At 70.8% G+C, this 25,558-nt stretch carries 26 protein-coding genes; 14 read left to right on the forward strand and 12 right to left on the reverse strand.

Annotated elements, in window-relative coordinates; translation table 11 throughout:
- Nucleotides 1–121 precede the first annotated feature (121 nt).
- From DWB77_RS05635 to DWB77_RS05665, 7 genes are all read left to right on the forward strand, one after another.
- Nucleotides 122–1,282, forward strand: coding sequence for a mandelate racemase/muconate lactonizing enzyme family protein (locus DWB77_RS05635; RefSeq protein WP_120720187.1), 1,161 nt, complete (start codon nt 122–124; stop codon nt 1,280–1,282).
- The gene (locus tag DWB77_RS05640) at nt 1,279–2,292 is read left to right on the forward strand and encodes a zinc-dependent alcohol dehydrogenase (protein ID WP_120720188.1); all 1,014 of its coding nucleotides are present in this window, start codon (nt 1,279–1,281) and stop codon (nt 2,290–2,292) included. The genes DWB77_RS05635 and DWB77_RS05640 overlap by 4 nt, the downstream gene beginning before the upstream one ends.
- 121 nt (nt 2,293–2,413) lie before the next feature.
- Nucleotides 2,414–3,397, forward strand: coding sequence for a hypothetical protein (locus DWB77_RS05645; RefSeq protein WP_120720189.1), 984 nt, complete (start codon nt 2,414–2,416; stop codon nt 3,395–3,397).
- A gap of 5 nt (nt 3,398–3,402) precedes the next feature.
- A complete protein-coding gene (gene chvE, locus DWB77_RS05650; protein WP_359835526.1) occupies nt 3,403–4,512 on the forward strand; it encodes a multiple monosaccharide ABC transporter substrate-binding protein in 1,110 nt (369 codons plus the stop codon).
- Between the two features lie 95 nt (nt 4,513–4,607).
- Nucleotides 4,608–6,128, forward strand: coding sequence for a multiple monosaccharide ABC transporter ATP-binding protein (gene mmsA, locus DWB77_RS05655; protein WP_120720191.1), 1,521 nt, complete (start codon nt 4,608–4,610; stop codon nt 6,126–6,128).
- Between the two features lie 5 nt (nt 6,129–6,133).
- Nucleotides 6,134–7,372 (forward strand): multiple monosaccharide ABC transporter permease, encoded by a 1,239-nt coding sequence (gene mmsB / locus DWB77_RS05660; RefSeq protein ID WP_120720192.1) that lies wholly within the window; start codon nt 6,134–6,136, stop codon nt 7,370–7,372.
- Nucleotides 7,373–7,409: 37 nt separating this feature from the next.
- Complete coding sequence (locus tag DWB77_RS05665) at nt 7,410–8,570, forward strand: aldose epimerase family protein (protein WP_120720193.1); 1,161 nt, start codon at nt 7,410–7,412, stop codon at nt 8,568–8,570.
- An 84-nt stretch (nt 8,571–8,654) separates the two neighbouring features.
- On the opposite strand, the gene DWB77_RS05670 is transcribed toward DWB77_RS05665, so the two are convergent.
- The 3 genes from DWB77_RS05670 to DWB77_RS05680 all read right to left on the reverse strand — a co-directional run bounded on the left by DWB77_RS05670 (nt 8,655) and on the right by DWB77_RS05680 (nt 10,853).
- Nucleotides 8,655–9,527 (reverse strand): SMP-30/gluconolactonase/LRE family protein, encoded by an 873-nt coding sequence (locus DWB77_RS05670; RefSeq protein WP_120720194.1) that lies wholly within the window; start codon nt 9,525–9,527, stop codon nt 8,655–8,657.
- Nucleotides 9,521–10,291, reverse strand: coding sequence for an IclR family transcriptional regulator (locus DWB77_RS05675; RefSeq protein WP_120727403.1), 771 nt, complete (start codon nt 10,289–10,291; stop codon nt 9,521–9,523). The genes DWB77_RS05670 and DWB77_RS05675 overlap by 7 nt, the downstream gene beginning before the upstream one ends.
- A gap of 181 nt (nt 10,292–10,472) precedes the next feature.
- A complete protein-coding gene (locus DWB77_RS05680) occupies nt 10,473–10,853 on the reverse strand; it encodes a peptidase inhibitor family I36 protein (RefSeq protein ID WP_120720195.1) in 381 nt (126 codons plus the stop codon).
- Between the two features lie 384 nt (nt 10,854–11,237).
- Here DWB77_RS05680 and DWB77_RS05685 point away from each other — a divergent pair, with 384 nt between their 5' ends.
- The 5 genes from DWB77_RS05685 (at nt 11,238) to DWB77_RS05705 (ending at nt 15,347) form a co-directional block, all read left to right on the forward strand.
- Nucleotides 11,238–11,840 carry a hypothetical protein gene (locus tag DWB77_RS05685; RefSeq protein ID WP_120720196.1) on the forward strand — a complete coding sequence of 201 codons (603 nt, stop codon included), beginning with the start codon at nt 11,238–11,240 and terminating at the stop codon, nt 11,838–11,840.
- Nucleotides 11,827–12,543 carry a class F sortase gene (locus DWB77_RS05690; protein ID WP_120720197.1) on the forward strand — a complete coding sequence of 239 codons (717 nt, stop codon included), beginning with the start codon at nt 11,827–11,829 and terminating at the stop codon, nt 12,541–12,543. The genes DWB77_RS05685 and DWB77_RS05690 overlap by 14 nt, the downstream gene beginning before the upstream one ends.
- 269 nt (nt 12,544–12,812) lie before the next feature.
- The gene (locus DWB77_RS05695) at nt 12,813–13,715 is read left to right on the forward strand and encodes a carbohydrate-binding protein (RefSeq protein ID WP_216826833.1); all 903 of its coding nucleotides are present in this window, start codon (nt 12,813–12,815) and stop codon (nt 13,713–13,715) included.
- A 73-nt stretch (nt 13,716–13,788) separates the two neighbouring features.
- Nucleotides 13,789–14,871 carry an NAD(P)H-dependent amine dehydrogenase family protein gene (locus DWB77_RS05700; protein ID WP_120720198.1) on the forward strand — a complete coding sequence of 361 codons (1,083 nt, stop codon included), beginning with the start codon at nt 13,789–13,791 and terminating at the stop codon, nt 14,869–14,871.
- Nucleotides 14,868–15,347: a carboxymuconolactone decarboxylase family protein gene (locus DWB77_RS05705; RefSeq protein ID WP_120720199.1), complete on the forward strand. Its 480-nt coding sequence runs from the start codon at nt 14,868–14,870 to the stop codon at nt 15,345–15,347. The genes DWB77_RS05700 and DWB77_RS05705 overlap by 4 nt, the downstream gene beginning before the upstream one ends.
- A 43-nt stretch (nt 15,348–15,390) precedes the next feature.
- Here the strand turns inward: DWB77_RS05705 and DWB77_RS05710 are convergent, their stop codons facing one another.
- Both DWB77_RS05710 and DWB77_RS05715 read right to left on the reverse strand, forming a co-directional pair.
- Nucleotides 15,391–17,037 carry a GMC oxidoreductase gene (locus DWB77_RS05710; protein WP_120720200.1) on the reverse strand — a complete coding sequence of 549 codons (1,647 nt, stop codon included), beginning with the start codon at nt 17,035–17,037 and terminating at the stop codon, nt 15,391–15,393.
- A 160-nt stretch (nt 17,038–17,197) separates the two neighbouring features.
- Entirely contained in the window at nt 17,198–18,004 is an 807-nt protein-coding gene (locus tag DWB77_RS05715) for a LysR family transcriptional regulator substrate-binding protein (protein ID WP_120720201.1), read from the reverse strand.
- Between the two features lie 58 nt (nt 18,005–18,062).
- Between DWB77_RS05715 and DWB77_RS05720 the strand changes: the two genes are divergently transcribed.
- A complete protein-coding gene (locus DWB77_RS05720) occupies nt 18,063–18,479 on the forward strand; it encodes a DUF5997 family protein (RefSeq protein ID WP_120720202.1) in 417 nt (138 codons plus the stop codon).
- A 37-nt stretch (nt 18,480–18,516) separates the two neighbouring features.
- Here the strand turns inward: DWB77_RS05720 and DWB77_RS05725 are convergent, their stop codons facing one another.
- Nucleotides 18,517–19,008 carry a flavin reductase family protein gene (locus tag DWB77_RS05725; RefSeq protein ID WP_120720203.1) on the reverse strand — a complete coding sequence of 164 codons (492 nt, stop codon included), beginning with the start codon at nt 19,006–19,008 and terminating at the stop codon, nt 18,517–18,519.
- Between the two features lie 229 nt (nt 19,009–19,237).
- Between DWB77_RS05725 and DWB77_RS05730 the strand changes: the two genes are divergently transcribed.
- A complete protein-coding gene (locus DWB77_RS05730) occupies nt 19,238–19,588 on the forward strand; it encodes a PRC-barrel domain-containing protein (protein WP_428985187.1) in 351 nt (116 codons plus the stop codon).
- Nucleotides 19,589–19,675: 87 nt separating this feature from the next.
- Here the strand turns inward: DWB77_RS05730 and DWB77_RS05735 are convergent, their stop codons facing one another.
- The 6 genes from DWB77_RS05735 to DWB77_RS05760 form a co-directional block, all read right to left on the reverse strand.
- Nucleotides 19,676–20,632, reverse strand: a complete 957-nt coding sequence (locus tag DWB77_RS05735) for a cation diffusion facilitator family transporter (protein WP_342777919.1) — start codon at nt 20,630–20,632, stop codon at nt 19,676–19,678.
- A 114-nt stretch (nt 20,633–20,746) separates the two neighbouring features.
- A complete protein-coding gene (locus DWB77_RS05740) occupies nt 20,747–21,928 on the reverse strand; it encodes an SRPBCC family protein (RefSeq protein ID WP_120727405.1) in 1,182 nt (393 codons plus the stop codon).
- Between the two features lie 16 nt (nt 21,929–21,944).
- A complete protein-coding gene (locus DWB77_RS05745; RefSeq protein WP_120720206.1) occupies nt 21,945–22,673 on the reverse strand; it encodes a DNA primase in 729 nt (242 codons plus the stop codon).
- Nucleotides 22,674–22,855: 182 nt separating this feature from the next.
- Nucleotides 22,856–23,437 carry an FABP family protein gene (locus DWB77_RS05750; RefSeq protein WP_120720207.1) on the reverse strand — a complete coding sequence of 194 codons (582 nt, stop codon included), beginning with the start codon at nt 23,435–23,437 and terminating at the stop codon, nt 22,856–22,858.
- A 150-nt stretch (nt 23,438–23,587) separates the two neighbouring features.
- Entirely contained in the window at nt 23,588–24,721 is a 1,134-nt protein-coding gene (locus DWB77_RS05755) for a diaminopropionate ammonia-lyase (RefSeq protein WP_120720208.1), read from the reverse strand.
- Between the two features lie 76 nt (nt 24,722–24,797).
- The gene (locus DWB77_RS05760; protein WP_120720209.1) at nt 24,798–25,448 is read right to left on the reverse strand and encodes a TetR/AcrR family transcriptional regulator; all 651 of its coding nucleotides are present in this window, start codon (nt 25,446–25,448) and stop codon (nt 24,798–24,800) included.
- Nucleotides 25,449–25,558 lie beyond the last annotated feature (110 nt).

A 25,558-nucleotide genomic window follows, 5' to 3' on the forward strand; every position in this document is an offset into this window, starting at 1 on the left:
GAAAACCGTTCCTGCGCGACCCATTGACACCTCCGGCCGCACGTCATTACCGTCACGCCAGCATTTCGAACGCATGACGAAATATCGAACGTCACGGACAGCAGCCCCAGGAGCAACTGCCTTGCGAATCACGGGAATCACCACCCACGTCGTCGGGACCCCCTGGCGAAACCTCAGCTATGTCCAGGTCCACACCGACGAGGGCCTCACAGGCGTCGGCGAGACCCGGATGCTCGGCCGCACCGACGCGCTGATGGGCTATCTCCGCGAGGCGGAGGTCAACCACATCGCCGGGTCCGACCCGTTCGCGATCGAGGACCTGGTGCGGCGGATGAAGTACGGCGACTACGGCCGGGCCGGCGAGATCGTGATGTCGGGCATCGCCGTGGTGGAGATGGCCTGTTGGGACATTAAGGGCAAGGCCCTCGGCGTCCCGGTGTGGCAGCTGCTCGGCGGCCGGGTGACCGACCGCGTCAAGGCGTACGCGAACGGCTGGTACACCACCGAGCGGACCCCGGAGGCCTACCACAAGGCCGCCCACGCGGTCGTCGAGCGCGGCTACCGGGCGCTGAAGATCGACCCGTTCGGCACCGGACACTTCGAGCTCGACCGGCAACAGTCCCTGTACGCCGTCTCGTTGATCGAGGCGGTGCGGGACGCGATCGGTCCGGACACCGAGCTGATGCTGGAGATGCACGGCCGCTTCTCGCCGGCCACCGCCGTACGCCTGGCCCACGAGCTCGCGCCGTTCGACCCGGCGTGGCTGGAGGAGCCGGTGCCGCCGGAGAACCTCAAGGCCCTGTCGAAGGTCGCGTCCAAGGTCGACATCCCGGTCGCGACCGGTGAACGCATCCACGACCGGATCGAGTTCCGCGAACTCTTCGAGTCGGGGGCCGTCGACATCATCCAGCCGGACGTCGGCCACATCGGCGGCATCCTGGAGACCAGGAAGCTCGCCGCGACCGCCGAGACCCACTACACCCTGGTCGCGCCGCACAACGTGGGAGGCTCGGTGCTCACCGCCGCCTCCCTCCAAGTGGCGGGCTGCACACCGAACTTCAAGATCCTGGAGCACTTCAACGACTTCGCGGACGCCGACATCAAGAAGGTCGTCAAGGGCGCGCCGCAGGTGGTGGACGGCTACTTCGAGCTGTCCGACGCCCCCGGCCTCGGCGTCGAGCTCGACGTGGACGCGGCGGCCGAATTCCCGCAGCAGCAGGCCCGGTTCGACCTGTGGGCGGAAGGCTGGGAGAAGCGCGACCCCTCGGGGACCCGGGGATGAGCAGCCGCGCGATCGTCGTCGACGCACCGGGCGCCCACCGCCTGGTCACCGGCGAGCGCCCGGAACCGGGGCCGGACGAGGTGGTCGTGCGGGTGGCTGCCGCGGGCATCTGCCTGAGCGACCGCGAGGTGTACGACGGCCGTCGCGACTCGGGGTACGTCCGCTATCCGCTGACGCCAGGCCATGAGTGGGCCGGGACGGTTGAGGCGGCCGGGCCCGGCGTCGACCCCGCGCTCGTCGGACGCCGGACCGTCGCCGAGGGCTTCCGCGCCTGCGGCAGGTGCGAGCGGTGCCGGCACGGCGAGACCTCGCTGTGCGCGGGCCCGTACGCCGAAACCGGGTTCACACACGCCGGGGGCTTCGCCGACCACGTGGTGGTCCCGGCCCGGCTGCTGCACCTCCTGGCCGATGACGCCGATCTGCGTGCCGCGGCCCTGCTCGAACCGGCCGCGGTGGTCGCCGCCGCGGTGCGGGCCGGCGCTCCCGAGCCGGGTGAGCGGATCGCCGTGGTGGGCGCGGGCACCTTGGGGCTGCTCGCCGTCCAGCTCGTCTCGGGCTACTCGCCCCGCGAGCTCACGGTGATCGACCCCCGCCTGGAACGGGCCGACCTGGCCCTGGGGATGGGGGCCACCGAGTCCCTCACCCCCGAGGCGTCGCACGCGGAGCGCGGCCGCTTCGATCTCGTGGTCGAGACGGCCGGCGCGCCCTCCACGGCCGCGGACGCGACCCTGCTCGCCCGGCGCGGCGGCCGGGTCGTCCTGACCGGAATGTTCGCCCCGGGCGCGACCGGCATCGACCCGGTGCACCTCTCGCTGAACCAGCTCACCGTGCGCAGCGTCTTCGGCGCCTCCTCGGCCGCCTGGTCGTTCGCCGTGCGGGCGTACGCCGCCGGGCGGATCGATCCGGCGGCCCTGATCACCCACGAATTCCCCCTGGAGCGGTACGCCGACGCGCTCGCCCTGGTCGGCGGCGGCGACCCCACGACCGGGAAGGTCCTACTGCGGCCCTAGCGCCACGGTTTCCCCACCCGCGTCGGCGGAGGCGACCGCTCCGTACCCCATGACCCGAACCTCGTTCGAGATACCGAACATCGAATGCCCCGAAGGCCCGCTCACGCAAGGAACCCCGCCTGTGACCGATACCTCTGCCCCCTTCCGCACACCCCCGGTGTCACGCCGTCCCGGCGAGCGGGCCCTGTCGGGGCTCGGCCTGGCCGCGCCCGCCGAGGACCCCGCCGACTCCTCCCCCCACGCCTTCCCCGACTGCGGCGCCTGGCGCACCGAAGTCCCCTCGGTCGAGGGGCCCGAAGCGCTCTTCGTCGTCCTCACGGAGTCCGCGCGCCTGGACGTCCCCGTCCACCGCGTCAGCCAGGGCAGCGGCGTCTGGATGCTCTCCGACGCCGAGATCACCGAGATGACCGAGGCCTGCGACGCCCACGCGATCGAGCTCTGTCTCTTCACCGGGCCGCGCGGCACCTGGGACACCGGCGGCTCCACCCGTAGCGCGTCGGGCGGCGCGGGCCTGCGCGCCCGGGGCCATGACGCGCTCGCGGGATGCGTCGAAGACGCCCTGCGCGCAACGGAGTTGGGCGTGCGATGTCTGCTCGTGGCCGACGAGGGCGTGCTGTGGACCCTGCACCGGCTGCGCGAACAGGGCCTGCTGCCGGCGGACACCACCTTCAAGGTCTCGGCGCTGATCGGCCCCGTCAACCCGGCTTCCGTCGCGGTGTACGAGCGGCTCGGCGCGGATTCCGTCAACGTTCCCTCGGATCTGACGCCGGCTCACTTCACCGAGATCCGGCGGGTGTCGGGCGTCCCGCTGGACCTGTACATCGAGGCACCGGACGACCTCGGCGGCTATGTGCGGATGTACGAGGCGGCCGAGCTGATCCGTCGGGCCGCGCCGCTCTACCTCAAGTTCGGCCTGTCCAGGGCGCCCGGGATCTACCCCTACGGCGCTCATCTGCGGGACGTCGCCCTGGACACCGCGCGTGAGCGGGTGCGGCGGGGCCGCCTCGTGCTGGATCTGCTGGCCCGGCACGACGCCGACGGCGGCATGTCCCCGCTCGGCTCCCGCCTCCCCGGCACCCTCAACCGCTTCTCCCTGAAGGACTGATGACCATGCGCCGCACCCGCAGAGCAGCACTCGCCCTCGTCGCAGGATCCCTCGCGCTCGCCCTCGCCGCCTGCGGGCAGAGCAGCGAGGGCGGCAGCAAGGACGCCAAGAAGGGTGGCAAGGGTTCCACCATCGGCATCGCCATGCCGACCAAGTCGTCCGAGCGGTGGATCAACGACGGCAACAACATGGTCAAGCAGTTCCAGGACCTCGGATACAAGACCGAGCTCCAGTACGGCGAGGACAACGTCGACCAGCAGGTGGCCCAGATCGAGAACATGATCACCAAGGGCGTGGACGTGCTGGTGGTCGCCGCCATCGACGGCCGGGCCCTGAGCGACGTCCTCAAGCAGGCCGCCGATCAGCACATCAAGGTCATCGCCTACGACCGGCTCATCCTCGGCTCGCCGAACGTCGACTACTACGCGTCGTTCGACAACGAGAAGGTGGGCGTGCTCCAAGCCTCGTACATCATCGAGAAGTTGGGGCTGAAGAACGGCGGCGCCAAGGGTCCCTTCAACATCGAGCTCTTCGCCGGCTCGCCCGACGACAACAACACCCGGTACTTCTTCCAGGGCGCCCTCAAGACGCTCAAGCCCTACCTCGACAAGAAGCAGCTGGTGGTCCGCAGCGGCCAGACCGAGCTCAACCAGGTCACCACCTTGCGCTGGGACGGCGCGACCGCCCAGAAGCGCATGGACGACCTGCTGACCAAGGCGTACTCCTCGGCCCGCGTCGACGCGGTGCTCTCGCCGTACGACGGCATTTCCATCGGCGTCCTGTCGGCGTTGCGCTCCGGAGGTTACGGGACCGGCGCCAAGCCGTACCCCGTGGTGACCGGGCAGGACGCCGAGGTGGCATCGGTGAAGTCGATCGTCGCGGGCAACCAGACGCAGACGGTCTACAAGGACACCCGGGCGCTCGCCAAACAGGCCGTGCAGATGGCCGACGCCGTCCTGAACAACAAGACGCCCCAGGTCAACGACGTCAAGACATACAACAACGAGAAGAAGGTCGTGCCCGCCTTCCTCCTCGACCCGGTGAGCGTCGACAAGTCCAACTACCGCTCCGTACTGGTCGATTCGGGCTACATCAAGGCGAGTGACCTGACGTGAGCGACCGGTTCCACGCGGCGCCCGATCCGGGGGCGCCCCATCCGAAGGCGGCGCCCCCTCCGAAGGTGCCCGATCCGGGGGCGCCCGTTCTGGAGATGCGCTCCATCGTCAAGACGTTCCCGGGGGTGCGCGCCCTGTCCGACGTGTCGCTCACGGTGGCGCGGGGCGAGGTCCACGCGATCTGCGGCGAGAACGGCGCGGGCAAGTCCACCCTGATGAAGGTCCTCAGCGGGGTGCATCCGCACGGGAGTTACGAGGGTGAGGTCCTCTTCCAGGGCGAGCCGTGCGCCTTCAAGGACATCCGGGCGAGCGAGGCGCGCGGGATCGTCATCATCCACCAGGAGCTCGCCCTGGTGCCCTATCTGTCGATCGCCGAGAACATCTTCCTCGGCAACGAGCACGCCACCCGGGGCGTCATCAGCTGGCACGAGACGCTTCTGCACGCCTCCCGGCTCCTGAAGCGGGTGGGTCTGAGCGAGCATCCGGGGACCCGGGTCGCGGACATCGGGGTCGGCAAGCAGCAGCTGGTGGAGATCGCCAAGGCCCTGTCCAAGGAGGTGAAGCTGCTCATCCTGGACGAGCCGACGGCCGCGCTCAACGACGACGACAGCGCCCATCTCCTCGATCTGATCCTGGAGTTGAAGGAGCAGGGCATCACCTCGATCGTCATCTCGCACAAGCTGAACGAGATCGCGGCGGTCGCCGACTCCGTCACCGTCATCCGCGACGGCCGCACCATCGAGACCCTCGACGTGCGGGACCCGGCGACGAGCGAGGACCGCATCATCCGCGCCATGGTCGGCCGCGATCTCGACCACCGCTTCCCCGACCGCACGCCCCACCCCGGCGACCCGGGCGCGGAGCCTGCCCTGGAGGTGCGCGGCTGGACCGTGCACCACCCCATCGACCAGCAGCGCAAGGTCGTCGACGACGTCTCCTTGCGGGTACGGCGGGGCGAGATCGTCGGGATCGCCGGTCTGATGGGCGCCGGGCGCACCGAACTCGCGATGAGCCTGTTCGGCCGCTCCTACGGGCGCAACATCAGCGGTTCGGTCCACAAGGACGGCCGGGAGATCCGGACGCGGACCGTGCCCGAGGCGGTGGGCCACGGCATCGCGTACGTCACCGAGGACCGCAAGCAGTACGGCCTCAACCTCATCGACAGCATCGCCCGGAACATCACCACCGCCGCGCTCGGCAAGGTGTCACGGCGCGGGGTGGTCGACGAGCACGAGGAGCGGCGGGTCGCCGAGTCCTACCGCCGCTCCATGAACATCAAGACACCCACGGTCTTCGAGCAGGTCGGACGGTTGTCCGGCGGCAACCAGCAGAAGGTCGTGCTCAGCAAGTGGATCTTCGCGGGTCCCGATGTGCTGATCCTCGACGAGCCGACCCGCGGCATCGACGTGGGTGCCAAGTACGAGATCTACACCGTCATCGACCAGCTCGCGGCCCAAGGCAAGGCGGTCGTCTTCATCTCCTCGGAACTCCCCGAACTGCTCGGCATGTGCGACCGCATCTACACGATGGCGGCCGGCCGGCTCACCGGTGAGGTCTCGCGGGCCGAGGCGACGCAAGAAGTGCTGATGCGCCACATGACCACGGACAAGAGGTAGTCGCCATGGCTCCGGTCACCACCGACACCCCCAGGAGCGCCCCGTCGGCGCCCAGCTCGCCGCGTCCGGCGACGCCCACCGCGCTGCTGCTCGGCGCGGCCCGGCGCAATATGCGCCAGTACGGGATGCTCGTCGCGCTCGGCCTGATCGTCGTGCTGTTCCAGATCTGGACCGGCGGGGTGCTGCTCAAGCCGAACAACGTCACCAACCTGGTGCTCCAGAACAGTTACATCCTGGTCCTCGCCATCGGCATGATGATCGTGATCATCGCGGGCCACATCGACCTGTCGGTCGGCTCGCTCGCGGCCTTCGTGTCGGCGGCGTGCGCCGTGATGATGGTCGAGCACCATGTGCCGTGGGTGCTCGCCCTGGTGGTGGCGCTCGTCATCGGGGCGGTCGCGGGCGCCTGGCAGGGGTTCTGGATCGCCTACGTCGGCATACCGTCGTTCATCGTCACGCTGGCCGGGATGCTGCTGTTCCGCGGCGGCACCCAGATCCTGCTCGGCTCGCGTTCGCTCGGCCCGTTCCCCGAGGGCTTCCAGAAGATCTCCACCGGCTATCTCCCGGCCTTCGGCCCGAACACCAACTACCACAATCCGACGCTGCTGTTGGGGCTCGCCCTGATCGCGGTGGTGCTGGTCCAGGAGGTGCGCTCCCGGCGTCGCCAGCGGGAGTACGAGCTCGATGTGCTGCCGCGCGGTCTGTTCGTCGCCAAGTGTGTGGCGATGGTCGCCGCCGTCCTCGCCTTCACCCTGACCCTGGCCAGTTACCGGGGCGTCCCGGTGGTGCTGCTCCTGCTCGCGGCGCTGCTCATCGGCCTCGGCTTCGTGATGCGCAACGCGGTCGTCGGACGCCATGTGTACGCGCTCGGCGGCAACCAGGCGGCGGCGAAGCTCTCCGGCGTCAAGGACAAGCGGATCACCTTCCAGGTCTTCGTCACCATGGGCGTGCTCGCGGCCCTGGCCGGTGTGGTCTTCGCGGCCCGGCTGAACGCGGGCACCCCCAACGCGGGCGTCAACTTCGAACTGGAGGCCATCGCCGCCTCGTTCATCGGTGGTGCCTCGATGAGCGGGGGCGTGGGCACGGTGTTCGGCGCCATCATCGGCGGGCTCGTGCTCGGCGTCCTCAACAACGGCATGTCCCTGGTGGGCATCGGCACCGACTACCAGCAGGTCATCAAGGGGTTGGTGCTGCTGGCCGCGGTCGGCTTCGACGTCTACAACAAACGCAAGGTCGGTTCGTGAGTTCCTCGGGTTCTCCCCTCTTCGAAGGAGTCGCTCCATGAACACCAGCAGACGTACGGTCCTGGCGGCCGGCGCGGCGGCGGGCCTCGCCGCGACGACGCTCACCACCGCCACCGGCACCGCGGCGGCCGCCTCCCGCCACGCCCCCTCGAAGCGGCACTTCGGCGCCCTGGCCGACGGCACCGCGGTCGACGTGTGGACCGTCGCCAACGGCGGCACCCGCCTGAAGGTCCTGTCGTACGGCGGCATCGTCCACTCCCTCGAACTCCCGGACCGCCAAGGCAACTTGGCGAATGTCTCGCTCGGCTTCGACAACCTCGCCGACTACGTCGCCAAAAGCCCGTACTTCGGCGGTCTGATCGGCAGATACGGCAACCGCATAGCGGCGGGCCGCTTCACCCTGGACGGTCACACCTACCAACTCCCGCTCAACGACGGGGAGAACAGCCTGCACGGCGGCACCCAGGGCTTCGACAAGCGGATGTGGCACATCGATCCCTTCACGCGCGGTTCGGACACCGGGCTCGTTCTCAGCCGGGTCTCCCCGGACGGCGAGATGGGCTACCCCGGCACCCTGAAGGTCCGCGTCACCTACACCCTGACCGCGCGGGGTGCCTGGCGGATCGACTACGAGGCGACGACGGACCGGCCCACGATCGTCAACCTCACCAGCCATACGTACTTCAACCTGGCCGGGGAGGGCAGCGGCACCATCTACGACCACACCCTGGAGCTGGCCGCCGGGCGCTACACACCTGTCGACGCGGGTCTCATCCCGACCGGTGAACTGTCCCGGGTGGCGGGCACGCCCTTCGATTTCCGGCGGGCCAAGCCGATCGGCCGCGACATCCGGGCCGGCGGCGAGCAGCTGGTCCGCGCCAAGGGGTTCGACCACAACTGGGTTCTGGACAAGGGGATCACGGCCTCCCCCGGTTACGCGCTCACGCTGGCCGACCCGTCGTCGGGGCGGGTGATGCGGATGCACACGACCGAGCCGGGCCTCCAGTTCTACAGCGGCAACTTCCTGGACGGCACCCTGGTGGGCAGCTCCGGGCGCGCCTACCGCCAGGGCGACGCGGTCGCCCTGGAGACCCAGCACTTCCCGGACTCCCCCAACCACCCCGCGTTCCCGTCCACGGTGCTGCGCCCGGGAACGACGTACCGCACCTCCACGATCCACTCCTTCACGACCCGCTGATCACCCATCGGCCCATCACCCACTCCCACCCGTCGATGCCCTGTGGCCCCAACTACCTTGGGCCACAGGGCATCTGGCGTGTCGTCAACCCGCGAAAGCGTGCCCCGGCACTCCGCGTCCGGCGCCGGGAACGACGAGCACCGAGCCGGCGAGGGGGTGCGGCGCGGCCTGCCCGACGCGGGCGGAGGTGATGTAGAGATCGGTCAGGCCGGGGCCGCCGAAGGCGCACGCCGTGGGGCGCCGCACGGGCAGCGCCACGATCTGGTCGAGGGTGCCGTCGGCCGCGTACCGTCGCACGGCCGCGCCGTCCCACAGCGCGACCCAGACCCCGCCCTCCGCGTCCACGGTGAGCCCGTCGGGGAATCCCGCATCGGGGTCCAGGCGAATGAACTCCCGGCGGTTGTGGGCGAGTTGGCCGTCGAAGTCGAGGACGTCGACGGTCCGGGTCGGGCTGTCGACGTAGTACATCAGGCGCCCGTCGGGGCTCCAGCCGATGCCGTTGCTGACGCTCACCGCGCCGAGGACCGGGGTCGCCGTGCCGTCCGGGGCGATCCGCGTCAGCGTGCCGCCGCCGGGCGCCTCGTCGTACCGCATCGTCCCGGCCCACAGCGATCCGTCGGGAGCGACGGCCGCGTCGTTGGCGCGCCGTCCGGCCACGGGCTCGCGCAGCAGCCAGCGGAACCCGCCGCCGTCTAGTTGGCTACCGCCACCGTGTTCGGGCCCGTACAGCGCGACGCCGTCCCGGAGGTTGACCACCAGGCCGCCCCCGGCCCTCGGCTTGGCGGCGCCGACGTGCTGCTCGGTGGCGAGGACGGTGCGGCGCCCGTCGGCCGGATCGTAGGTGTGGATCCGCGAGGAGAGGATGTCCACCCAGATCAGCCGTGCGCTCGCCGCGTCCCAGGTCGGGCCTTCGCCGAGCTCGGCCCACTCCCGTACCGCGAGTTCCCACCTCACCACGCGCCCCGGTGGCCGAGCCGTACGGAGAGGTCTCCGGCGCCCTTCTGGGCCAGTTCCGCCAGCTCGCTCTCTCGCTCGCCGCTCCAGCGGATCATGGGTACGGAGATGGAGAGCGCGGCGACGACCCGGCCGGTGCCGTCCCTGACGGGGGCCGCGACACAGCTCACGTCCGGGTTGGACTCGCGGTGTTCGACCGCGGTGCCGCGGGCCCGGATCTCGGCGAGCGCGGCGCGCAGGGCGGCCGGGTCGGTGATGCTGTCCGGGGTCATGGCGGGGAGCTCGCGGCCTTCGAGGCGGGCGTCGAGCTCGGCCTCGGGCAGGGCCGCGAGCAGCATCTTGCCGACCGAGGTGCAGTGCGCGGGCAGTCTGCGGCCGGCCGCCGAGACCATGCGGACGGCGTGGGTGGAGTCGACCTTGGCGATGTAGATGACGTCGGTGTCCTCCAGGATCGCGACGTGCACGGTCTCGTCACAGGTCTCCGCGACCTCGCGGGCCACCTGCTGGCCCTCGGCCGCGAGGTCGAGCTGCTCGGCGTAGCGGCTGCCGAGCTGATGGGTGCGGACGCCGAGGCGGTAGCGTCCCGGCTGCTCGGGCACCGGCGCCAGATAGGAGCGCGCCGCCAGGGTGGTGAGCAGCTCGTGGACGGTGGTGCGGGGCAGTTGGAGGCGTCGTGTGACATCGGGCGCGGAGAGAGGGCCCTCGCTCTCCAGGAAGAGTTCGAGGACGTCCAGCGCCCTGGTCACCGCGGGAACCAGTCGGCCCATGTCCGCCACCCACCCTCCTCGTTCGAAACTCCGGCCACTGCCCGGAATGACGAACACAGGCTAACCACAGGGGGGTTCGGCGGGCAATGGGCCCGCGCCACCGGTCCAAAGGGGCGGCGCCGGGCCGCGAACTCGCCCCGGCGGGGCTCTACTGCGGCTCTACTGGGGCTCTACTGGGGCTCTACTGGGGTTTGAAGGACCGGATCTGGTAGCTGCCCTGGAGGTTGCCGCCCTGGCCGGACGGGGTGGAACCGACACGGTGGTTGTAGTTGGTCGCCGTGTAGTACTGGACGCGATGGTTCGTCTTGTTCCATACGGAGCGTACGTTCTGGCCCCGCTGGATGAAGGAGCAGTTGTCCGCGGTGTTGGCCAGCCTCTCCTGGGACCACTGGCAGCGGGTTCCCCCGCCGTTCCAGTCGCTGTAGATGCAGAAGAAGCCGTCGGAACAGTTGTACGCCGCCGCGCGGGCGGGCGTCGCGGGTGCGGCGGTCGCGGTGGGGACGACACCCAGCGCGGCGACCAGGGCCACGGAGGCGACGGCGAACGAGCGGATACGAGACATGGGAGCAACTCCTGTTTCTCGTCGGCGATCCGGTGCGGCCACCGCTGTAGGGCCGGCCGTCCAGGACCGCGTCGGGGGCGGGAACGTCACGGCTCGTCGGTCGTGCCGCCGGGCCGGACCCGCTGGAACACCGCCCAGTCTCGCCTCGTGCCGAGCCCGCCATCAGGGCATTTCTCGCCGACCCGGCAGTGCCGGGAGCACACGGCGCGCACCCCGGTGGTGCGCCGGGGCCCGCGCCGCACGCCCCGGGGACCGCCCGTTGGGACGGACGGGTGATATCCGGCGCATGGCGCGGCGAGGCGCGGACGCGGCGCCCGACGGACGTGAAAGAGAGTCAGACAGAGCCCGCTTTGTATGACAATCTTCCGAACCAGAGGAACAGACATGCCTGCCCCCACGCTCCACACCTCCGCCCGATCCCGTACGCGGATCACCACCGTCGCGGCCCTCGCCGTCGCGGGAACCGTCCTGTCGGGCGCGCCCCAGGCGCTCGCCGCCCCGGGTGACAACGGCGACGTCAAGATCCACGCCCTGGGGACGCCGTTCAACGACCAGCGCAACGTCTCGAAGGTCTGCGGCTTCTACCTCGACGGGTTCAACTTCGACACCGTCCAGGGCGTCACCTGGCAGATCCAGCCCCAGCCCGCCAAGGCCGGCGTCGCCCAGCTCTCGGGCACCCTCCAGCTCACCGCCGGCACCGGACACAGCGCTCCCCTGACGCTGCCCGACGGGCAGTACAAGCTCGTCTGGAACATCGTCGGCGGCCAGGGCGCCGGCAAGCAGAAGGTGTTCCAGGTCGACTGCAAGGTGGCCTCCCCGGTCGGCGCCGGCGGTCCGCCGCGGGGCGGGGTGCCCGCGGGCGGCGGCGGTCTCGCCGAGACTCCGGGCATCCCGCAGGCGGGGGCGGTGGCGGGAGTCGGTCTCGTCGCGGTCGCCGGGGTGCTCTACATCCGCCGACTCCGCCGCCGCACCGATGGCGCGTCGTAGGCGCGTCCCCATCGCCCGGCGCCGGACGCGCGCCTACCGCCTGACGCGGACCGCGGCCCTGGCCGTGTCCCTGGTGGTGGGCGGCGTCTGGTGGGCGCAGGACGACGAGGCCGCCCCACCGGCGACCGCCGGTCACGGGGACGTCGCGACAGCCGTGGCGTCCGGCGGCGACAGCCGGGGCGCCGCGTCGCCCCGGCCGGTGGCGCCGCGCCCGCTGCCGCCGTCCCCCGCGGTCTCGCTCGCGGTGCCCCACCTCGGCATCGAGGCCCCGGTCGTCGCCCTGGGCCTGGACGCCCAGCGGCACCTCACCACCCCGCCCGTGGACAATCCCAAGGTGGTGGGCTGGTACCAAGGCGGGCCGTCCCCGGGCGAGTCGGGGACCGCCATCGCGGTCGGGCACCGGGACACCAGGACAGGCCCCGCCGTCTTCGCGGCCCTCAGGTCGCTGCGCCCCGGCCGCATGGTGGAGGCCCGCCGCGCGGACGGCAAGATCGCCGTGTACACGGTGGACGACGTCAAGACGTACGAGAAGGCGCACTTCCCCGACCAGGAGGTGTACGGCCCGACCGGCAGGCCGGAGCTGCGGGTGATCACCTGTGGCGGCCGGTTCAGCCCCAAGACCGGATACGAGAGCAACCTCGTCGTCTTCGCCCATCTGACCCAGGTCCGCACCTCCCCGGCCCACGGGGGCCATCGCGCCTGAGGCGTCGGGCGGCCCGCGGCGGGCCGCCCGACGCCTCTTCAACTAACCGGCTTGTTTCAAAGGGCCGTCCGGGCCGCGCTCAACCGGCGGCCGAAAAGCGCCCGTTGGGGTGCCGGTGACGTTCTGTGGCTATTGACACCCGCGTAAATGACATGGACATTACTAGTCGCTCAGTCGGCTCCCGCCCCGCCCCACCCAGGCGCCCCGGGAGCCGCGCTCCACCCCCCACCCTCGTCACATCCCTGACGCACGGTCCTGGAGGAGCCACCATGAACCGACGCAGATCCGCCCTGGCCGCAGCCCTGCTCACCGCGGTCGCGGGCCTCGCCTCGGCGCACGGCGCCCAGCCCGCCGCCGCCCACCGCACCCTCGCCCCCTCCCCGAACGCCCCCCACCGCGGCACGGTCGCCGCGGCCCGCACGCCGGACCACGACCCGGCGCGGGACCGCGCCGTCGCCGCGCTGAAGAAGGGCCGCGACACCGCCTTCCGCGCCCAGCGCGCCGAGCCCACGCACAACTGGTGGGGCGTCTTCCCCCGGCCCGGCACCCACGACGGCATCACCGCGACCCACACCGTCGACCCCTCCTACCGGGTGAGCGACGCCGACAACTTCACCTACGCGCCCACCACCAAGGCCCAGAACTCCTGCATGGAGGTGGTCACCGCCTACTGGAACAGCGGCAACGAGATATGGGCCTGGGACTGGTGCGGCTCGGGCGGGCCCGCCAAGACGGTCGCCGTCGACGCGGACTTCAAGGCCAAGTACACCCAGCCCGCCGGGGCCGAACTCGCCTACAGCGTGCAGCTGGTGCGGGACAGCGCCTCCCGCAACACCTGGTCGTCGTACCTCTACAACTACCGCTCCGCGCAATGGGAGTTGCTCTACCGCCAGTCCGGCCGGGACCAGAGCGGACTCGACCACGGCTGGGACATGTTCGAGATCTACACGAGCGTGAACCCCTCGACCGGGACGGGCTACTACTGCTCCGAGGCGCGCGACACCGTCTTCGACAGCAGCGCCATACAGCTGCGTCACAACGGCACCTGGAAGCCCGCGAGCCCCACCGACGCGCCGTGGACCGACGAGCACCCCTCCGGCCGGGACTTCCTCTGCCCGGCGTTGCGCTTCGTCGAGGCCGGCGCGGACGACCACTGGACCGTACGCCAGTAGGCGCGGCCGAGGGGCCGCATCTTTTCCGGCCACGGCTCTAGGAACCTCAGGTCCGTCTCGCTACCCTCCGCGCATGATTTCCACGGTTGTCTGGGGCACCGGCAATGTCGGGCGTGCGGCGATACGTGCCGTCGAGGCCCATCCCGTACTGGAACTCTCGGCGGTGCTTGTCCACGACCCCGCCAAAGTCGGCCGCGATGCAGCCCAACTGGCTTCCATGGACGGCCAGTTGGGCGTGGCCGCGACGGACGACATCGCGGCCGTCCTCGCCGCCGGGCCCCGGGCCGTGGTGTACGCGGCCTCCGGCGACATCCGGCCGGACGAGGCGCTCGCGGACATCACCCGCGCGATCCGCGCCGGCGCCGTGGTGGTCACCCCCGCGCTCTATCCGCTCTACGACCACCGCTCGGCCCCGCCCGAGTTCCGGGACCCGGTGCTGGCCGCCGTCGGCGAGGGCGGCGGATCGCTGTTCGTCTCCGGCGTCGACCCCGGCTGGGCCAACGACGTGCTGCCACTGCTCCTCAGCGGTCTTGGCACCACCGTGGACGCGATCCGCTGCCAGGAGATCTTCGACTACTCCACCTACGACCAGGAGGAGTCGGTGCGCGACCTCGTCGGCATGGGCCACCCCATGGAGTACCAGCCCCTCATGCTCGCCCCGTCCGTCCCGACCATGGTGTGGGGCGGTCAACTACGCCTGATGGCACGGGCGTTGGAGGTGGAGCTGGACGAGATCCGCGAGACCATGGACCGTCGCGCGCTCGACACCACGGTGCGCACCCGGACGATGGGAACCTTCGAAGCGGGCACACAGGGCGCGGTGCGGTTCGAGGTGCAGGGCATCATCGAGGGCGAAGCACGCATCGTCATCGAGCACGTCACCCGCATCCACCCCTCCTGCGCCCCGGACTGGCCGACTCCGCCCGGCGGCGGCGACGGGGCGCACCGCGTCGTCATCGAGGGGAGCCCGCGCATCGAGGTCGCCGTCGAGGCGACCGACGAGGGCGAGAACCGCTCGGCCGGCGGCAACGCCACGGCGGTCGGCCGTCTGGTGAACGCCATCGACTGGCTGGTCGCGGCGGAGCCCGGCCTCTATGACGCGCTCGACGTCCCGCTGCGCCCGGCAGTCGGCAGGCTCGGAAGGAAGAAGCGATGAGGATCGACATCCCCGAGGGCCAGGAGCCCATCGGCTACGTATGGGGCGACATGGTGCCCGGCATCGGCATGGCCGCCGCCAACTTCTCGCTGTCCGTCTATGCCCACACCACCCTGGGGCTGCGGGAGTTCGAGGCGGCCCGGCTGCGGATCGCGCAGATCAACGGCTGTCGGTTCTGTCTGGACTGGCGCACCGACCGGGACGGCGAGAAGGTCGAGGACACGTTCGCGGACGCGGTCACCCATTGGCGCACCACCGACGCCTTCGACGACCGCACCCGGCTCGCCGCCGAGTACGCCGAGCGGTACGCCGTGGACCACCACGGGCTCGACGAGGAGTTCTGGACGCGGATGACCGCGCACTACAGCCAGGTGGAGATCGTGGAGCTGAGCATGAGCATCGGCTCGTGGCTGGCGTTCGGACGGCTCAACCACGTCCTCGGCCTCGACTCCGTCTGCGTGCTGCCCACGCACTGAAACGGGGCCGCCCGGCGTCCCGGGCGGCCCCGCGTTCGGCCCGTCACGTGAGATCGACGGCGATGATTTTCTCGATGTTCCGTTCGGCGAGCGCCGTGATGGTGACGAACGGATTGACGCTGGTGTTGCCCGGGATCAGCGAGCCGTCGACGACGTAGAGGCCCGGATGCCCTTGCAGGCGGCCGTAGTTGTCGGTCGCCTTGTTCAGTACCGCGCCGCCCAGCGGGTGATAGGTGAGGGTGTCGTTCCAGATCTTGTACGCGCCGAACAGGTCGGTGCGGTAGATCGTCCCCTCGGTGGCGTTGATCTTGTCGAAGATCGTCTTGGCCATGTCGATGGAGGCCTGCTTCCAGGCGGTCTGCCAGTCCAGATCGACCCGGCCGGCCACCGGGTTCCAGGAGAACGTGCCGCGGTTGGGGTTCTTGGTGATCGACAGATAGAACGAGGCGTAGGTCTCGATGCCGGTGGGCAGCGGCGCGACCTCGGCGAACGCGCCTCCGGCGGTCCAGTTGTCGATGCCGCCGCACGGAATGGACGCCTGGATCTTTCCGGTCGGGTCCCACATGTAGTTGGCCCGGCCGCACATGACGTTGCCGTTGTCGCCCCAGCCCCGTCCGATCTCGCCGTTCAGGTGGGGCAGCGCTCCGGTGGCCTTCAGCTTGACCAGGAGCTTGCTGGTGCCGACGCTGCCCGCCGCGAAGAACACCCGGTCCGAAGTGACGCTCTTGGTGGCCGTGACGTCGCCGCCGGTGCTCAGCTGCTCGATGACGACCGTGTAGCGGCCGCCCGCGGCCGGGGAGACCGAAGTGACCCTGTGCAGCGGGGAGATGGTGACCCTGCCGGTCGACTTCGCCTGCGCCAGATAGGTCTTCTGGAGCGATTTCTTGCCGTAGTTGTTGCCGTACAGGATCTCGCCCGCGACGGCCGACTTGGGGACGGTTCCGGCCGACTCCTGCTTCATGTAGTCCCAGTCGTACACATCGGGCACGAACTGGAAGGGGAAGCCGGAGCGCTGGGCCTGCTTGCGGCCGACCCGGGCGAACTGGTAGCAGTCCACGGTGTCGAACCAGGCCGGGTCGATGAGCCCCGAGCCGAGCCCCGCGTTGGCGCGCGGATAGTAGGTGTTGTACATCTCGTCGGGGTTGACCGACGGGAGGATGGCGGCGAAGTTCTCGCGCTTGGGCGTGACCGCCATGCCGCCGTTGACCAGGGAGCCGCCGCCGACACCGCGGCCCTGGTAGACGGTGATGCCGCTGAAGTCCTCGGCGTCCAGGATCCCGGTGTAGCGGGGGATGTCCCGGTCGATGGGGATGCCGAAGAAGTTGCTCAGCGGCTGTTTGGTCTTGGTGCGCAGCCAGTACGAGCGGTAGTCCGGCGAGGTCGTGTTGCAGAAGATCTTGCCGTCCGAGCCGGGGGTGTCCCAGGCCATGCCCATCTCGACCATCTGCACGTCGACGCCGGCCTGGGCGAGCCTGAGGGCCGTGACCGCGCCGCCGTATCCGGTGCCGATGACGAGGACCGGAACGTGGGCGCCGTCGCCGATGGAGGCGGGCTTGGTGGCGGTCGCCGCGTGGGCCGAGGCGCCAGGGCGGATCAGCGCCGCCGCGCCCAGAATAGAACCTGTTCCAGCGATGAATCTTCGCCGCGATACACCCTGGGAACCCGAATGTTGCGTGGTGGTGTCACTCATGTGACATTCCTCACTCTCGGTGGAGTGAGAACAGGTTCTACTGGCGCACGCGTGATAAGTCACTACATACCTAGAGGTAACTTCTGGCTTGTTACGCACGCTTGAACCGGGGGCGGGGTTGCCTACGGGCGACGGGTTCGCTTATGGGCAGCGGGTTCGCTTACGGGCGGCGGCGGGGCTTGCCGCGCTTGGCGCCGCTCTTCGTGGCCCCCGAGCCGCCGCGCGCGTTCTTGCCGACGGGCTTGCCGCCGGTCTTTCCGGCCGTCTTCCCGCCCGTCCTGCCCGCCGCGGGCTTGCCCTTGGCGCCACCCTTGTCGGCACGCTTCTGCTTGGGCTGGGGCGGGGTCGGCGTACGGCCGCGGGTGCTGTTCACGGTGCGGCCGCGGACGATTCCGATGAACTCCTCGACCAGGTCCGGGGTGGTCTCCTCCTGCGGCCACGCCAGCGCGACGCGCGACTCGGGAACGCCGCCCGTGATGGTCCGGTAGGTGAGGTCCTTGCGGTGGTACAGACGCGCCAGTGACAGCGGCACGACCAGCAACCCCACCCCGGCCGCCACCAGCTCGACGGCGTCCTCCGTGGTGGCGGGGCGCTCGAGGGCGGGCAGGCCCGGCGGGTGCTCCCACTCCAGGGTGTCGTCCAGGGGGTGCAGCACGATGTCGTCGGCCAGGTCCTCGACGGACACTTCCTCGACGGCCGTGACCAGATGGTCCTTGGGGACCACGACGACCGTGGTCTCGGTGTAGAGGGGGATCGCGCTGAGATCCGTACGGTCCATCGGAAGCCGTACGAGACCCGCCTCCGCACCCCGGCCGCGCAGCACACCGGGCGCCTCGGCGGCGGAGACCGCGCTGAGGGTCAGGGGGACGTCGGGCAGCCGCTCGCTCCAGATACGCACCCACTTGCTCGGCGTCACACCAGGAACATAGGCGAGCCGGAACGAGGGGGGTTCTTCCGAGCCTGTCACACCGCCAGGTTACCGGTCGTGGTCGGCGGTATCGCACGCGCTGGCTACTCTTGACACCATGACGTCGCACCAGACCACCCAGACGATGAAGCCCGCGACCGCGGCGAAGAAGCTGGGTGTGTACCTCGAGGCCACCCCCGCAGAGTTCCAGGAGGGTGTCGTCTCGCGTTCCGAACTCAACGCCCTCCAGACCGACCCGCCGCAGTGGCTGGAGGAGCTGCGTCGCACCGGCCCGCACCCCCGGCCCGTCGTCGCGGCGAAGCTCGGCATCTCCATCGCGGGTCTCGCACGCGGCGGAATCACCGACGCCCTCACCACCGAGCAGATCGAGGCCCTGAAGCAGGACGCTCCCGAGTGGCTGCAAAAGGAGCGCGCCACCCAGGCCGAGGTCCGCAAGGAATCGGTCCGCATCAAGGAGAAGAACAAGGAGAAGGGCGCGCAGCAGGCCGACGCGCCCCGCGGCCCCCGCTCCTGATCCACTCGGGCGTCACGCCCGGTCGTGCCCGTCGCCCTCAGGCGTCCTCGGCCGGGTGGCCCGCTTCGATGCTCTGGCCCTCGCTCAGGCGGAACGGCCGCCACGGCGACGATCCCACCGCCGCGTCCGCCGGGTCGAGCAGAAACCCCACGTGGTCACCGCCCTCCACGCGCGCCACCACCCGCCCCACGAACCAGGCGGGGGCCGCGTCCAGCAGGGCCGTGCCCGCGGGGCCCTCGTGCCAGGCGACGCCGGCGAACTTGTCGACCTCGTCGCCGGTGTGGCCGCCGAAGTGCTCGGCCAGGTCGTACTGCGTACGGTCCAGCAGGTGCACGGCGAGGAATTCGGCCGAACAGGCCACCCGGTAGGTCCTGTTGGCGGTGGACAGCCACACCAGGAAGCGGACCGGGTCGATCGAGCACTGCGAGGCGAAGCCGACGAGGCAGCCCGCCCGCTCCGGCCCCGCCACCGCCGTCACGACGTACATCGGGTAGTCGAGACGGTCGATGAACTCCTCGATGCCGGTCATGCGGCTCAACCCCTCAGCTCGTCGTCCGCGGACTGCGGACAGGTGACCACAGGAGTACCCCGTACACGCCCCGGGTCGGCCGATCGGCTGAAAGAATCGACACGGCCGGCGGTGCGGTGTGTAGGGGCCGGGGGCGGGGGAACCCGTTCGCTGCGCGGACGCGGGTCGTGCACCAGCGGCAGACGCCGTCCGCACTCCGCATCCATCGTCCATACGAAGGGACTCCTTCATCATGGAGAACATCTGGGCCTACCCAGAGGCAGCCGCGTACCAGCCGGGCACCGACCTGACCGGGTACAAGGTCGAGGCGACCGACGGCGAGATCGGCAAGGTCGACAAGCACTCGGAGGAGATCAGCTCCTCCTACATCGTGGTCGACACCGGCCCGTGGATCTTCGGCAAGAGCGTTCTGCTGCCCGCCGGGGTCCTCACGCGCATCGACGCGGTCGAGAAGAAGATCTACGTCGCGTGCACCAAGGAACAGATCAAGGACTCCCCCGAGTTCGACAAGGACAAGCACCTCGGGGACCCGGCCTATCACGAGCAGGTCGGCGGCTACTACGGACGTCCGCACATGTGACGCCCCCCCTCACGCGCGATGCCCGGCCGTCAACTACGGCCGGGCATCGTCGCGTTGGCGCCCCGGGCGCCCTCGGGCTCCGGTGTCTCACCGCGCGCCGGGGTGCCTCGCCTCGGTTGCGCCGGGACGGTGGGCGGGGCTCGTCCGCGCGTCCGTGATGTCGAGGAACACCTGGTCGGCCTCCGGCCACGCCTCCACGACGGCCGCCTTGATCCGTTCGGAGACCAGCTCGACGTCCTCGCTGTCGAGCCCCGGCTTCAGGTCGATGCGGGCCGCGATGAGCGTCGAGTCCAGGCCGAGCCGCATGGTCAGCAGACTGGCCACCTGGTCGATCTCGGGCTGCTCGTCGAGCATCGCCCGGATGTCGTCGCTCAGCTCCGGGTCCACGGCCTCGCCGATGAGCTGGTCGCGGGCGTCCTTGCCCAGCCGGTACGCCACGTACACCAGGAGCAGTCCGATGGCGATCGAGGCGGAGGCCTCCCAGACGGCTTCGCCCGTGACCATGTGCAGGGCCATGCCCCCCGCCGCCAGCAGCACGCCGAGCACCGCGGTGCCGTCCTCGGCGACGACGGTGCGCAGAGCCGGGTCGCTGCCGATGCCGCCGCGCTGGCCGCGCACCTGGTGCAGGGCCCGCAGTAGCGAGCCGCCCTCGGCCACCAGCGCCACGCCGAGCACGGAGAGGCCGATGACGTATCCGCTGGTGGACTCCTGCTCGTGCGAGCGCAGCGCGTCGATGCCCTGGAGGAAGGAGAAGCAGCCGCCCATGACGAAGATGCCGACGGCGGCGAGCAGGGACCAGAAGTAGCGTTCCTTGCCGTAGCCGAAGGGGTGGCGCTGGTCGGCCGGGCGGCGGCTGCGGCGCAGCGCCGCCAGCAGGAAGACCTCGTTCATGCTGTCGGCCACCGAGTGCGCGGCCTCGGAGAGCAGCGCGGGCGACCCGGCGAGCACACCCGCGATGCCCTTCGCGGCGGCGATCAGCAGGTTGGCCCCCAGCGCCACCAGCACGGTCAGCCGCGTCTTGCGGTCCTTCTTGTCTGTGGTCACTTCACCATGTCCCTGTAGCAGCACGGTAGTTGATGAACCGTCAGGTGTACGTCACGCGGACGGGGGCGGCGGAGGGTCCGGCCCCCCGCCCGCGCGGAGGCGGTCGGCGGCCGCTCAGCGGCGGTCGTCGCTCCGGGAGCCCGCGTAGGCACGGCGCTTGCGCGCGCTCGACGCGTCCTCCGGGTCCTCCTCGACCTCTCCTTCCCCGGCGGGCTCGTCCTCGTACTCACCCTCGGGTTCCTCTTCGTCCTCGTACTCATCCTCGTACTCACCGTCGGCCTCGTCCTGGTACTCCTCGGGCTCGGCGGCGGGCTCGGGGTCCTCCTCCTGCTCGGCTTCCTGCTCCGGTTCCAGGTCCTGTTCGGGCTCGTCCTCGTCCTCGTCCAGGGGCTCGTCCTCGTCCAGGGCCTCGTCGCGGTCCTCGACGTCGTCGCGGTCCGCGACGTCGTCCGGGTCCTCCTGCTGCCCGGACCCTTCCGGCTCCCGCCCCTCTTCCTCTTCGGCGATCGCGTCCTCGTGGCTGACGACCACCTCGCCGTCCCTGATCTCGCCGCGCCAGCCGCCCTCGGCCTCGCCGCGCAGCGCGATGTGGCGCGCGAAGTTCTTGAGGTCGAGCCGGGCGCGACGGCCCTGGGCGCGCCAGATGTTGCCGGTCTTCTCGAACAGGCCCTTGGGGTAGTACTCCATGACGAGCAGCACGCGCGTGATGTTGTCGCCCAGGGGGTGGAAGGTGACGACGCCCTTGGCGGTTCCCTTGGCGCCCTCGGAGGTCCAGGCGATGCGCGCGTCGGGGACCTGCTCGGTGGTGTGCGCCTTCCAACTGCGGCTGGACCAGAAGACCTTGACCTTCCAGTCCGACGTCGTGTCGTCGGCGACGGTGGCGCTCTTGACGCCCTTGGCGAAGGTGGCGAACGACTGGAACTGGGTCCACTGGTCGTAGGCCTCGCGCACCGGGACGCCCACGTCGACGGACTCCATGATGACGGTCGGCTTGCGTCCCGCGCCGCCCTTCTTCCGCTTGCCGCCGAGCCCCTTGAGCATGTCCTTGGCGTTGTCCTTGAGGTGGGATGCGCCCATCTCGACGGCGGCGCGGACCGGGCCCTTGCCCTCGGCGACCTTGCGGCCGCCTTCAAGGGCCAGCTTGGCGAAGCCGGGGCTGCGGCCTTCGGCTATGTCGTTGAGCTTGACGGTGGTATCGCCGAGCTTGTGGCCGACGCCCGTCAGGAGCCGCTCGCCCTGGGCGAGCAGATAGCCCTGGAGCTCCTGCTTCAGGCGGTCGGCCGCCGGGCTCTGCATGAGCGGGTTCTTCGACTCAGCCACGGTCGCCACCGCCCTGGCCACCACGACGGCTCGCCGTCTTCTTCGCCGGCGCCCGCTTGGCCGTGCGCTGCACGGACTTGGTCGCCTTCTTGGCCGAAGTGGCCTTGGACGACGCGGACTTGGCGGTGGCGCGGCCGGTCGAGCGAGGCTTCGCGTCCTCGGACTCCTCGTCCCGCTTCGACGTCCCGCTTCCGCTGGAGCTACGACTCGTGCTGCGGCCCGTACCGCGGCCGCTGCTCCTGCCCGAGCCACGGCCCGACGAGGACCCGCCGGACGAGGACTTGGGAGAAGACTTGGCCGAGCGCTCTTCCTCTTCGTCCGCCTCGTCCTCCGCCTCGTCCTCCGGCTCCTCGTCCGCTTCCTCGTCCTCGTGCGAGCCGGATCCGGTCACGTCGGGCACCACGCCCGCCACGCGGTCCTGCACATCGAGGGTGCGGTCGTGCAGCCGATCGGCAAGACCTTCTATCTGCCGGGTGAGCAGCGCGCCCGTCGCGGCCTTGCCCACACCGCGCAGATCCTCACGGAGCTGATCGCCTATCTCCTTGAACTGCGGGTTCTCGGACAATTGGGACGCCGCGAAGTCCGCGATCGCCCGAGGGCTCAGTTGCAGGCGTTTGCCCATGACGAGCGTGCCGATGCCGAAGGCGAGCTTCGCCTTCTTCGTACGCCCGAGCAGATAGCCCGCGCCCACCGCGAGCCCCAATCCCAGCCGATTGTTCATGTCAGACCTGTCCTCTTCTCGTCCGTCTTTCGAGGGGGAGCCTGTCGAGGCCTCATCACACCGGGTAGCCAACATGGCCAGAGCCAAACCCCTGGGTGGAGAGGACGAGGAGGACGGGTGAAGGATGTCCGGGGGTGGTCGCGCGGGGCGCGGGCGGTCGCGCTACGGGGTTGTCGCCCAGGTCACGGGGTGGTTAGCGGCCCAGGGCGCCCGGGCAACTCCCCGCTCCTGCGGCGCAGTTGGGCCGAGAGGTGGTGTTGCAGGGGGCGGCCGACCGCCGCCAGGTCGTGGGTGAACGTCAGCGTGTCGTCGTCGGTCAGGACGTAGCGGCGACGGGTGGCGTCGACCCTTTTCGCGGTCGGGGTGATGGCCACCTCATGAGTGGCGAGGTCCACGCTCTTCCCGGTCGCGGCGCCGACCGCGATCTCCGCGATGCCGGTGGGCTGGGTGATCAGCGCCTCCACCCGCCCGTCGGCCTGGAGCCGCCACCAGCCGCTCTCCCGGGCCGAGGGGCGCAGGGGCGCGCCGTCGGCGTCGAGGAGCCAGGCGCGGGCCTCGTACCGCAGGAAGGGACGCCCGTCGTGGCTGAAGGTCACTTCCTGCGCATACGCGAAGTCCCCTTCGAGCGTCGGGTATCCGCCCTCGCCCCGGCCGTACCAGGTGCCGAGCAGGCCGAGTACAGGGGTGAGCAGCGCATGGGGCGCGGGCTCGTCGTTCGGGCGGGTGGTGTCGGGGAAGGGGGGCTCGGGTGCGGGGTCGAACACGAGGTGCGCTCCTGGGTGGGTCGGCGGCCGCGATCGCGGGAGGGCGATCGGGGGCGGGGTGGATGCCGGGGGAAGCCTAGGGCGTCGGGTCTCCGCGAACCCACCTCGACCTGCGCGGGCACCCCACGGCCAGGACGGCGGCGGCGCGCGTCAGCCCGCTGTCTCCTGGGCGGAGTGCGGGTTGGCGGCGGCGCCTTCGGTGCTGAGGAGCACGACCACCGAGGACGCGTCGAGACCGAGGGCCTTCCGGCGTTCCTCGCCGCCCGCGCCGGTGAGCGCCGCGCGCAGACCGGCGAGCCCCGCGGCCCCGCAGGGGCCCGAGGAGACGCCCAGGCCGGCGAGGGAGGCGGCGGCGCGGGCGGCCTCGGAGTCGGGGACGGCGACCGCGGCGTCGAGCCCCTGGCGCAGATAGGGCCACGCGATGCTGGACGGGGTGCCGCAGTTCAGGCCCGCCATGCTGGTGTGACCGGTGGTGATGCCGACGGGCGCCCCGCGCCTCAGGCTTTCCAGGACGCAGGCCGCGGCCCGCGGCTCGACCGAGAGCAGCGCCGGAGCCGGCCCGGCCGGACCGCTGCGGTAGTGGGTCACCACGGCCTGCGCCAGCGACCCCACCCCCACCGGTACGACGACGAGCCCCGGGCCCTCGGCCACCCCCTCGGCCGTCAACTGCTCGTCGATCTCGGCGCAGAGGGTGGAATAGCCCTCGACGATCCAGCCCGGGATGCGTTCATAGCCGGGCCACGCGGTGTCCTGCACCAGGATCGCATCGGCGCTCCTGGCTGCCTCCGCCGCGGCCCGTACGGCCTCGTCGTACGGGCCCGCCACCTCGGTGACCCGTGCCCGCTCGGCTGCGATGGCGGACACCGCGCGGGGGTGCACGCCCCGGGGGACGAAGACATGGGCGTGCTGTCCCAGCAGCGCGGCCACACGGGCCACCGCTCGGCCATGGTTGCCGTCGGTGGCGGTCACCAAGGTGAGCGGGCCCGGCCGCGCACCGCTCGCGGCCCGTTCGGCGAGGATGCGGTGGACGGCCCAGGACGCGCCCAGCGCCTTGAACGCGGGCAGCCCCAGCCGGCCCGACTCGTCCTTGACGAAGACGCGGCCGACGCCCAACTCGCTTGCCAGTACGGGGAGTTCGGTCAGCGGGGTGGGCACGTAACCCGGCAGGGTGGCGTGGAAGGCGCGCACCTCGGCGGGTGCCGGCCCGCACCGCCAGGCGCGGGCGCCGGGCCGCGCGATCCAGGGCAGGGTCACCGTACGCGGAGAGGAAGCGATCTCAGACACCCGACCAGGGTGCGGTGCGCCCCCACGATCGGTCCAGCGGAGCCGTGCAACTGCCGGGCGGGGACGCCCCGTTGGGCTAAGAGCCCAGCAGGGCCTCCAGTTCGGCTGCGAAGAGTCGCTCGGGGTCGAAGCCCATCCCGGTGAAGTGGCCGGCCGCTTCCAGGGACAGCACGCCGTGCAGTCGCGTCCAGAAGGTCAGGGCCCGGTGGAGTGCGGCGGGCGGCGCGGGGTGCCCCTCGGCCCACTGCCGGCGCTCTTGGAGGTGCGCGGCGAACGGCGCGGGTTCGGGGGGTGCCGGAAGCGCCGTGCAGGCGTCGAGGATCAGCCGCATGATCTCGTCGCTGATGAGGACGGTGTCGTCGGGGGCGTGGTATCCGGGGACGGGGGTGCCGTAGACGAGGAAGTAGCGGTTGGGGTCCTCAAGCGCCCAGCCCCGCAGCGCGTGCGCCAGGGCCGCGAGATCGGCGCCGGAGGTTTCCGCGGCGGCGCCCAGCGTGTCGGCGAGGCTCCGGTAGGCCTCCCGGACGAGGGCGGTGATCAGCTCGTCCCGGCCGGCGAAGTACCGGTACAGGGCCGGGCCGCTCAGCCCCATCTGCTTCGCGATCGCGTTCAGCGACAGCGCGGACGCCCCGGCCGTGCCGATCTGCTCCCACGCGTGCTGCTTGATCTCCGCCCGCACCTGGGCGCGATAGCGCTCCCGCGGCGTCCCGGCCTCCGGCTCCGCCATCTCCAGCCACCTCTCGCTTCTCCCACGACTACACCCACAGGATCGAGTTAGAGGGTATCACCAAGGTTATTGACGACCCCGCGAGAGGGGTGTTAGAACTTCTAACGAAC

This window comes from Streptomyces hundungensis (assembly GCF_003627815.1).
Lineage (GTDB): Bacteria > Actinomycetota > Actinomycetes > Streptomycetales > Streptomycetaceae > Streptomyces > Streptomyces hundungensis_A.

Bases quoted from the DNA above. Each gene is read 5' to 3' on its own strand.
- DWB77_RS05640 (WP_120720188.1), top strand. From the start codon at position 1,279: ATGAGCAGCCGCGCGATCGTCGTCGACGCACCGGGCGCCCACCGCCTG.
- chvE (WP_359835526.1), top strand. From the start codon at position 3,403: ATGCGCCGCACCCGCAGAGCAGCACTCGCCCTCGTCGCAGGATCCCTC.
- mmsA (WP_120720191.1), top strand. From the start codon at position 4,608: ATGCGCTCCATCGTCAAGACGTTCCCGGGGGTGCGCGCCCTGTCCGAC.
- mmsB (WP_120720192.1), top strand. From the start codon at position 6,134: ATGGCTCCGGTCACCACCGACACCCCCAGGAGCGCCCCGTCGGCGCCC.
- DWB77_RS05665 (WP_120720193.1), top strand. From the start codon at position 7,410: ATGAACACCAGCAGACGTACGGTCCTGGCGGCCGGCGCGGCGGCGGGC.
- DWB77_RS05675 (WP_120727403.1), bottom strand. From the start codon at position 10,291: ATGGGCCGACTGGTTCCCGCGGTGACCAGGGCGCTGGACGTCCTCGAA.
- DWB77_RS05680 (WP_120720195.1), bottom strand. From the start codon at position 10,853: ATGTCTCGTATCCGCTCGTTCGCCGTCGCCTCCGTGGCCCTGGTCGCC.
- DWB77_RS05685 (WP_120720196.1), top strand. From the start codon at position 11,238: ATGCCTGCCCCCACGCTCCACACCTCCGCCCGATCCCGTACGCGGATC.
- DWB77_RS05690 (WP_120720197.1), top strand. From the start codon at position 11,827: ATGGCGCGTCGTAGGCGCGTCCCCATCGCCCGGCGCCGGACGCGCGCC.
- DWB77_RS05695 (WP_216826833.1), top strand. From the start codon at position 12,813: ATGAACCGACGCAGATCCGCCCTGGCCGCAGCCCTGCTCACCGCGGTC.
- DWB77_RS05700 (WP_120720198.1), top strand. From the start codon at position 13,789: ATGATTTCCACGGTTGTCTGGGGCACCGGCAATGTCGGGCGTGCGGCG.
- DWB77_RS05705 (WP_120720199.1), top strand. From the start codon at position 14,868: ATGAGGATCGACATCCCCGAGGGCCAGGAGCCCATCGGCTACGTATGG.
- DWB77_RS05710 (WP_120720200.1), bottom strand. From the start codon at position 17,037: ATGAGTGACACCACCACGCAACATTCGGGTTCCCAGGGTGTATCGCGG.
- DWB77_RS05720 (WP_120720202.1), top strand. From the start codon at position 18,063: ATGACGTCGCACCAGACCACCCAGACGATGAAGCCCGCGACCGCGGCG.
- DWB77_RS05725 (WP_120720203.1), bottom strand. From the start codon at position 19,008: ATGACCGGCATCGAGGAGTTCATCGACCGTCTCGACTACCCGATGTAC.
- DWB77_RS05740 (WP_120727405.1), bottom strand. From the start codon at position 21,928: ATGCAGAGCCCGGCGGCCGACCGCCTGAAGCAGGAGCTCCAGGGCTAT.
- DWB77_RS05745 (WP_120720206.1), bottom strand. From the start codon at position 22,673: ATGAACAATCGGCTGGGATTGGGGCTCGCGGTGGGCGCGGGCTATCTG.
- DWB77_RS05760 (WP_120720209.1), bottom strand. From the start codon at position 25,448: ATGGCGGAGCCGGAGGCCGGGACGCCGCGGGAGCGCTATCGCGCCCAG.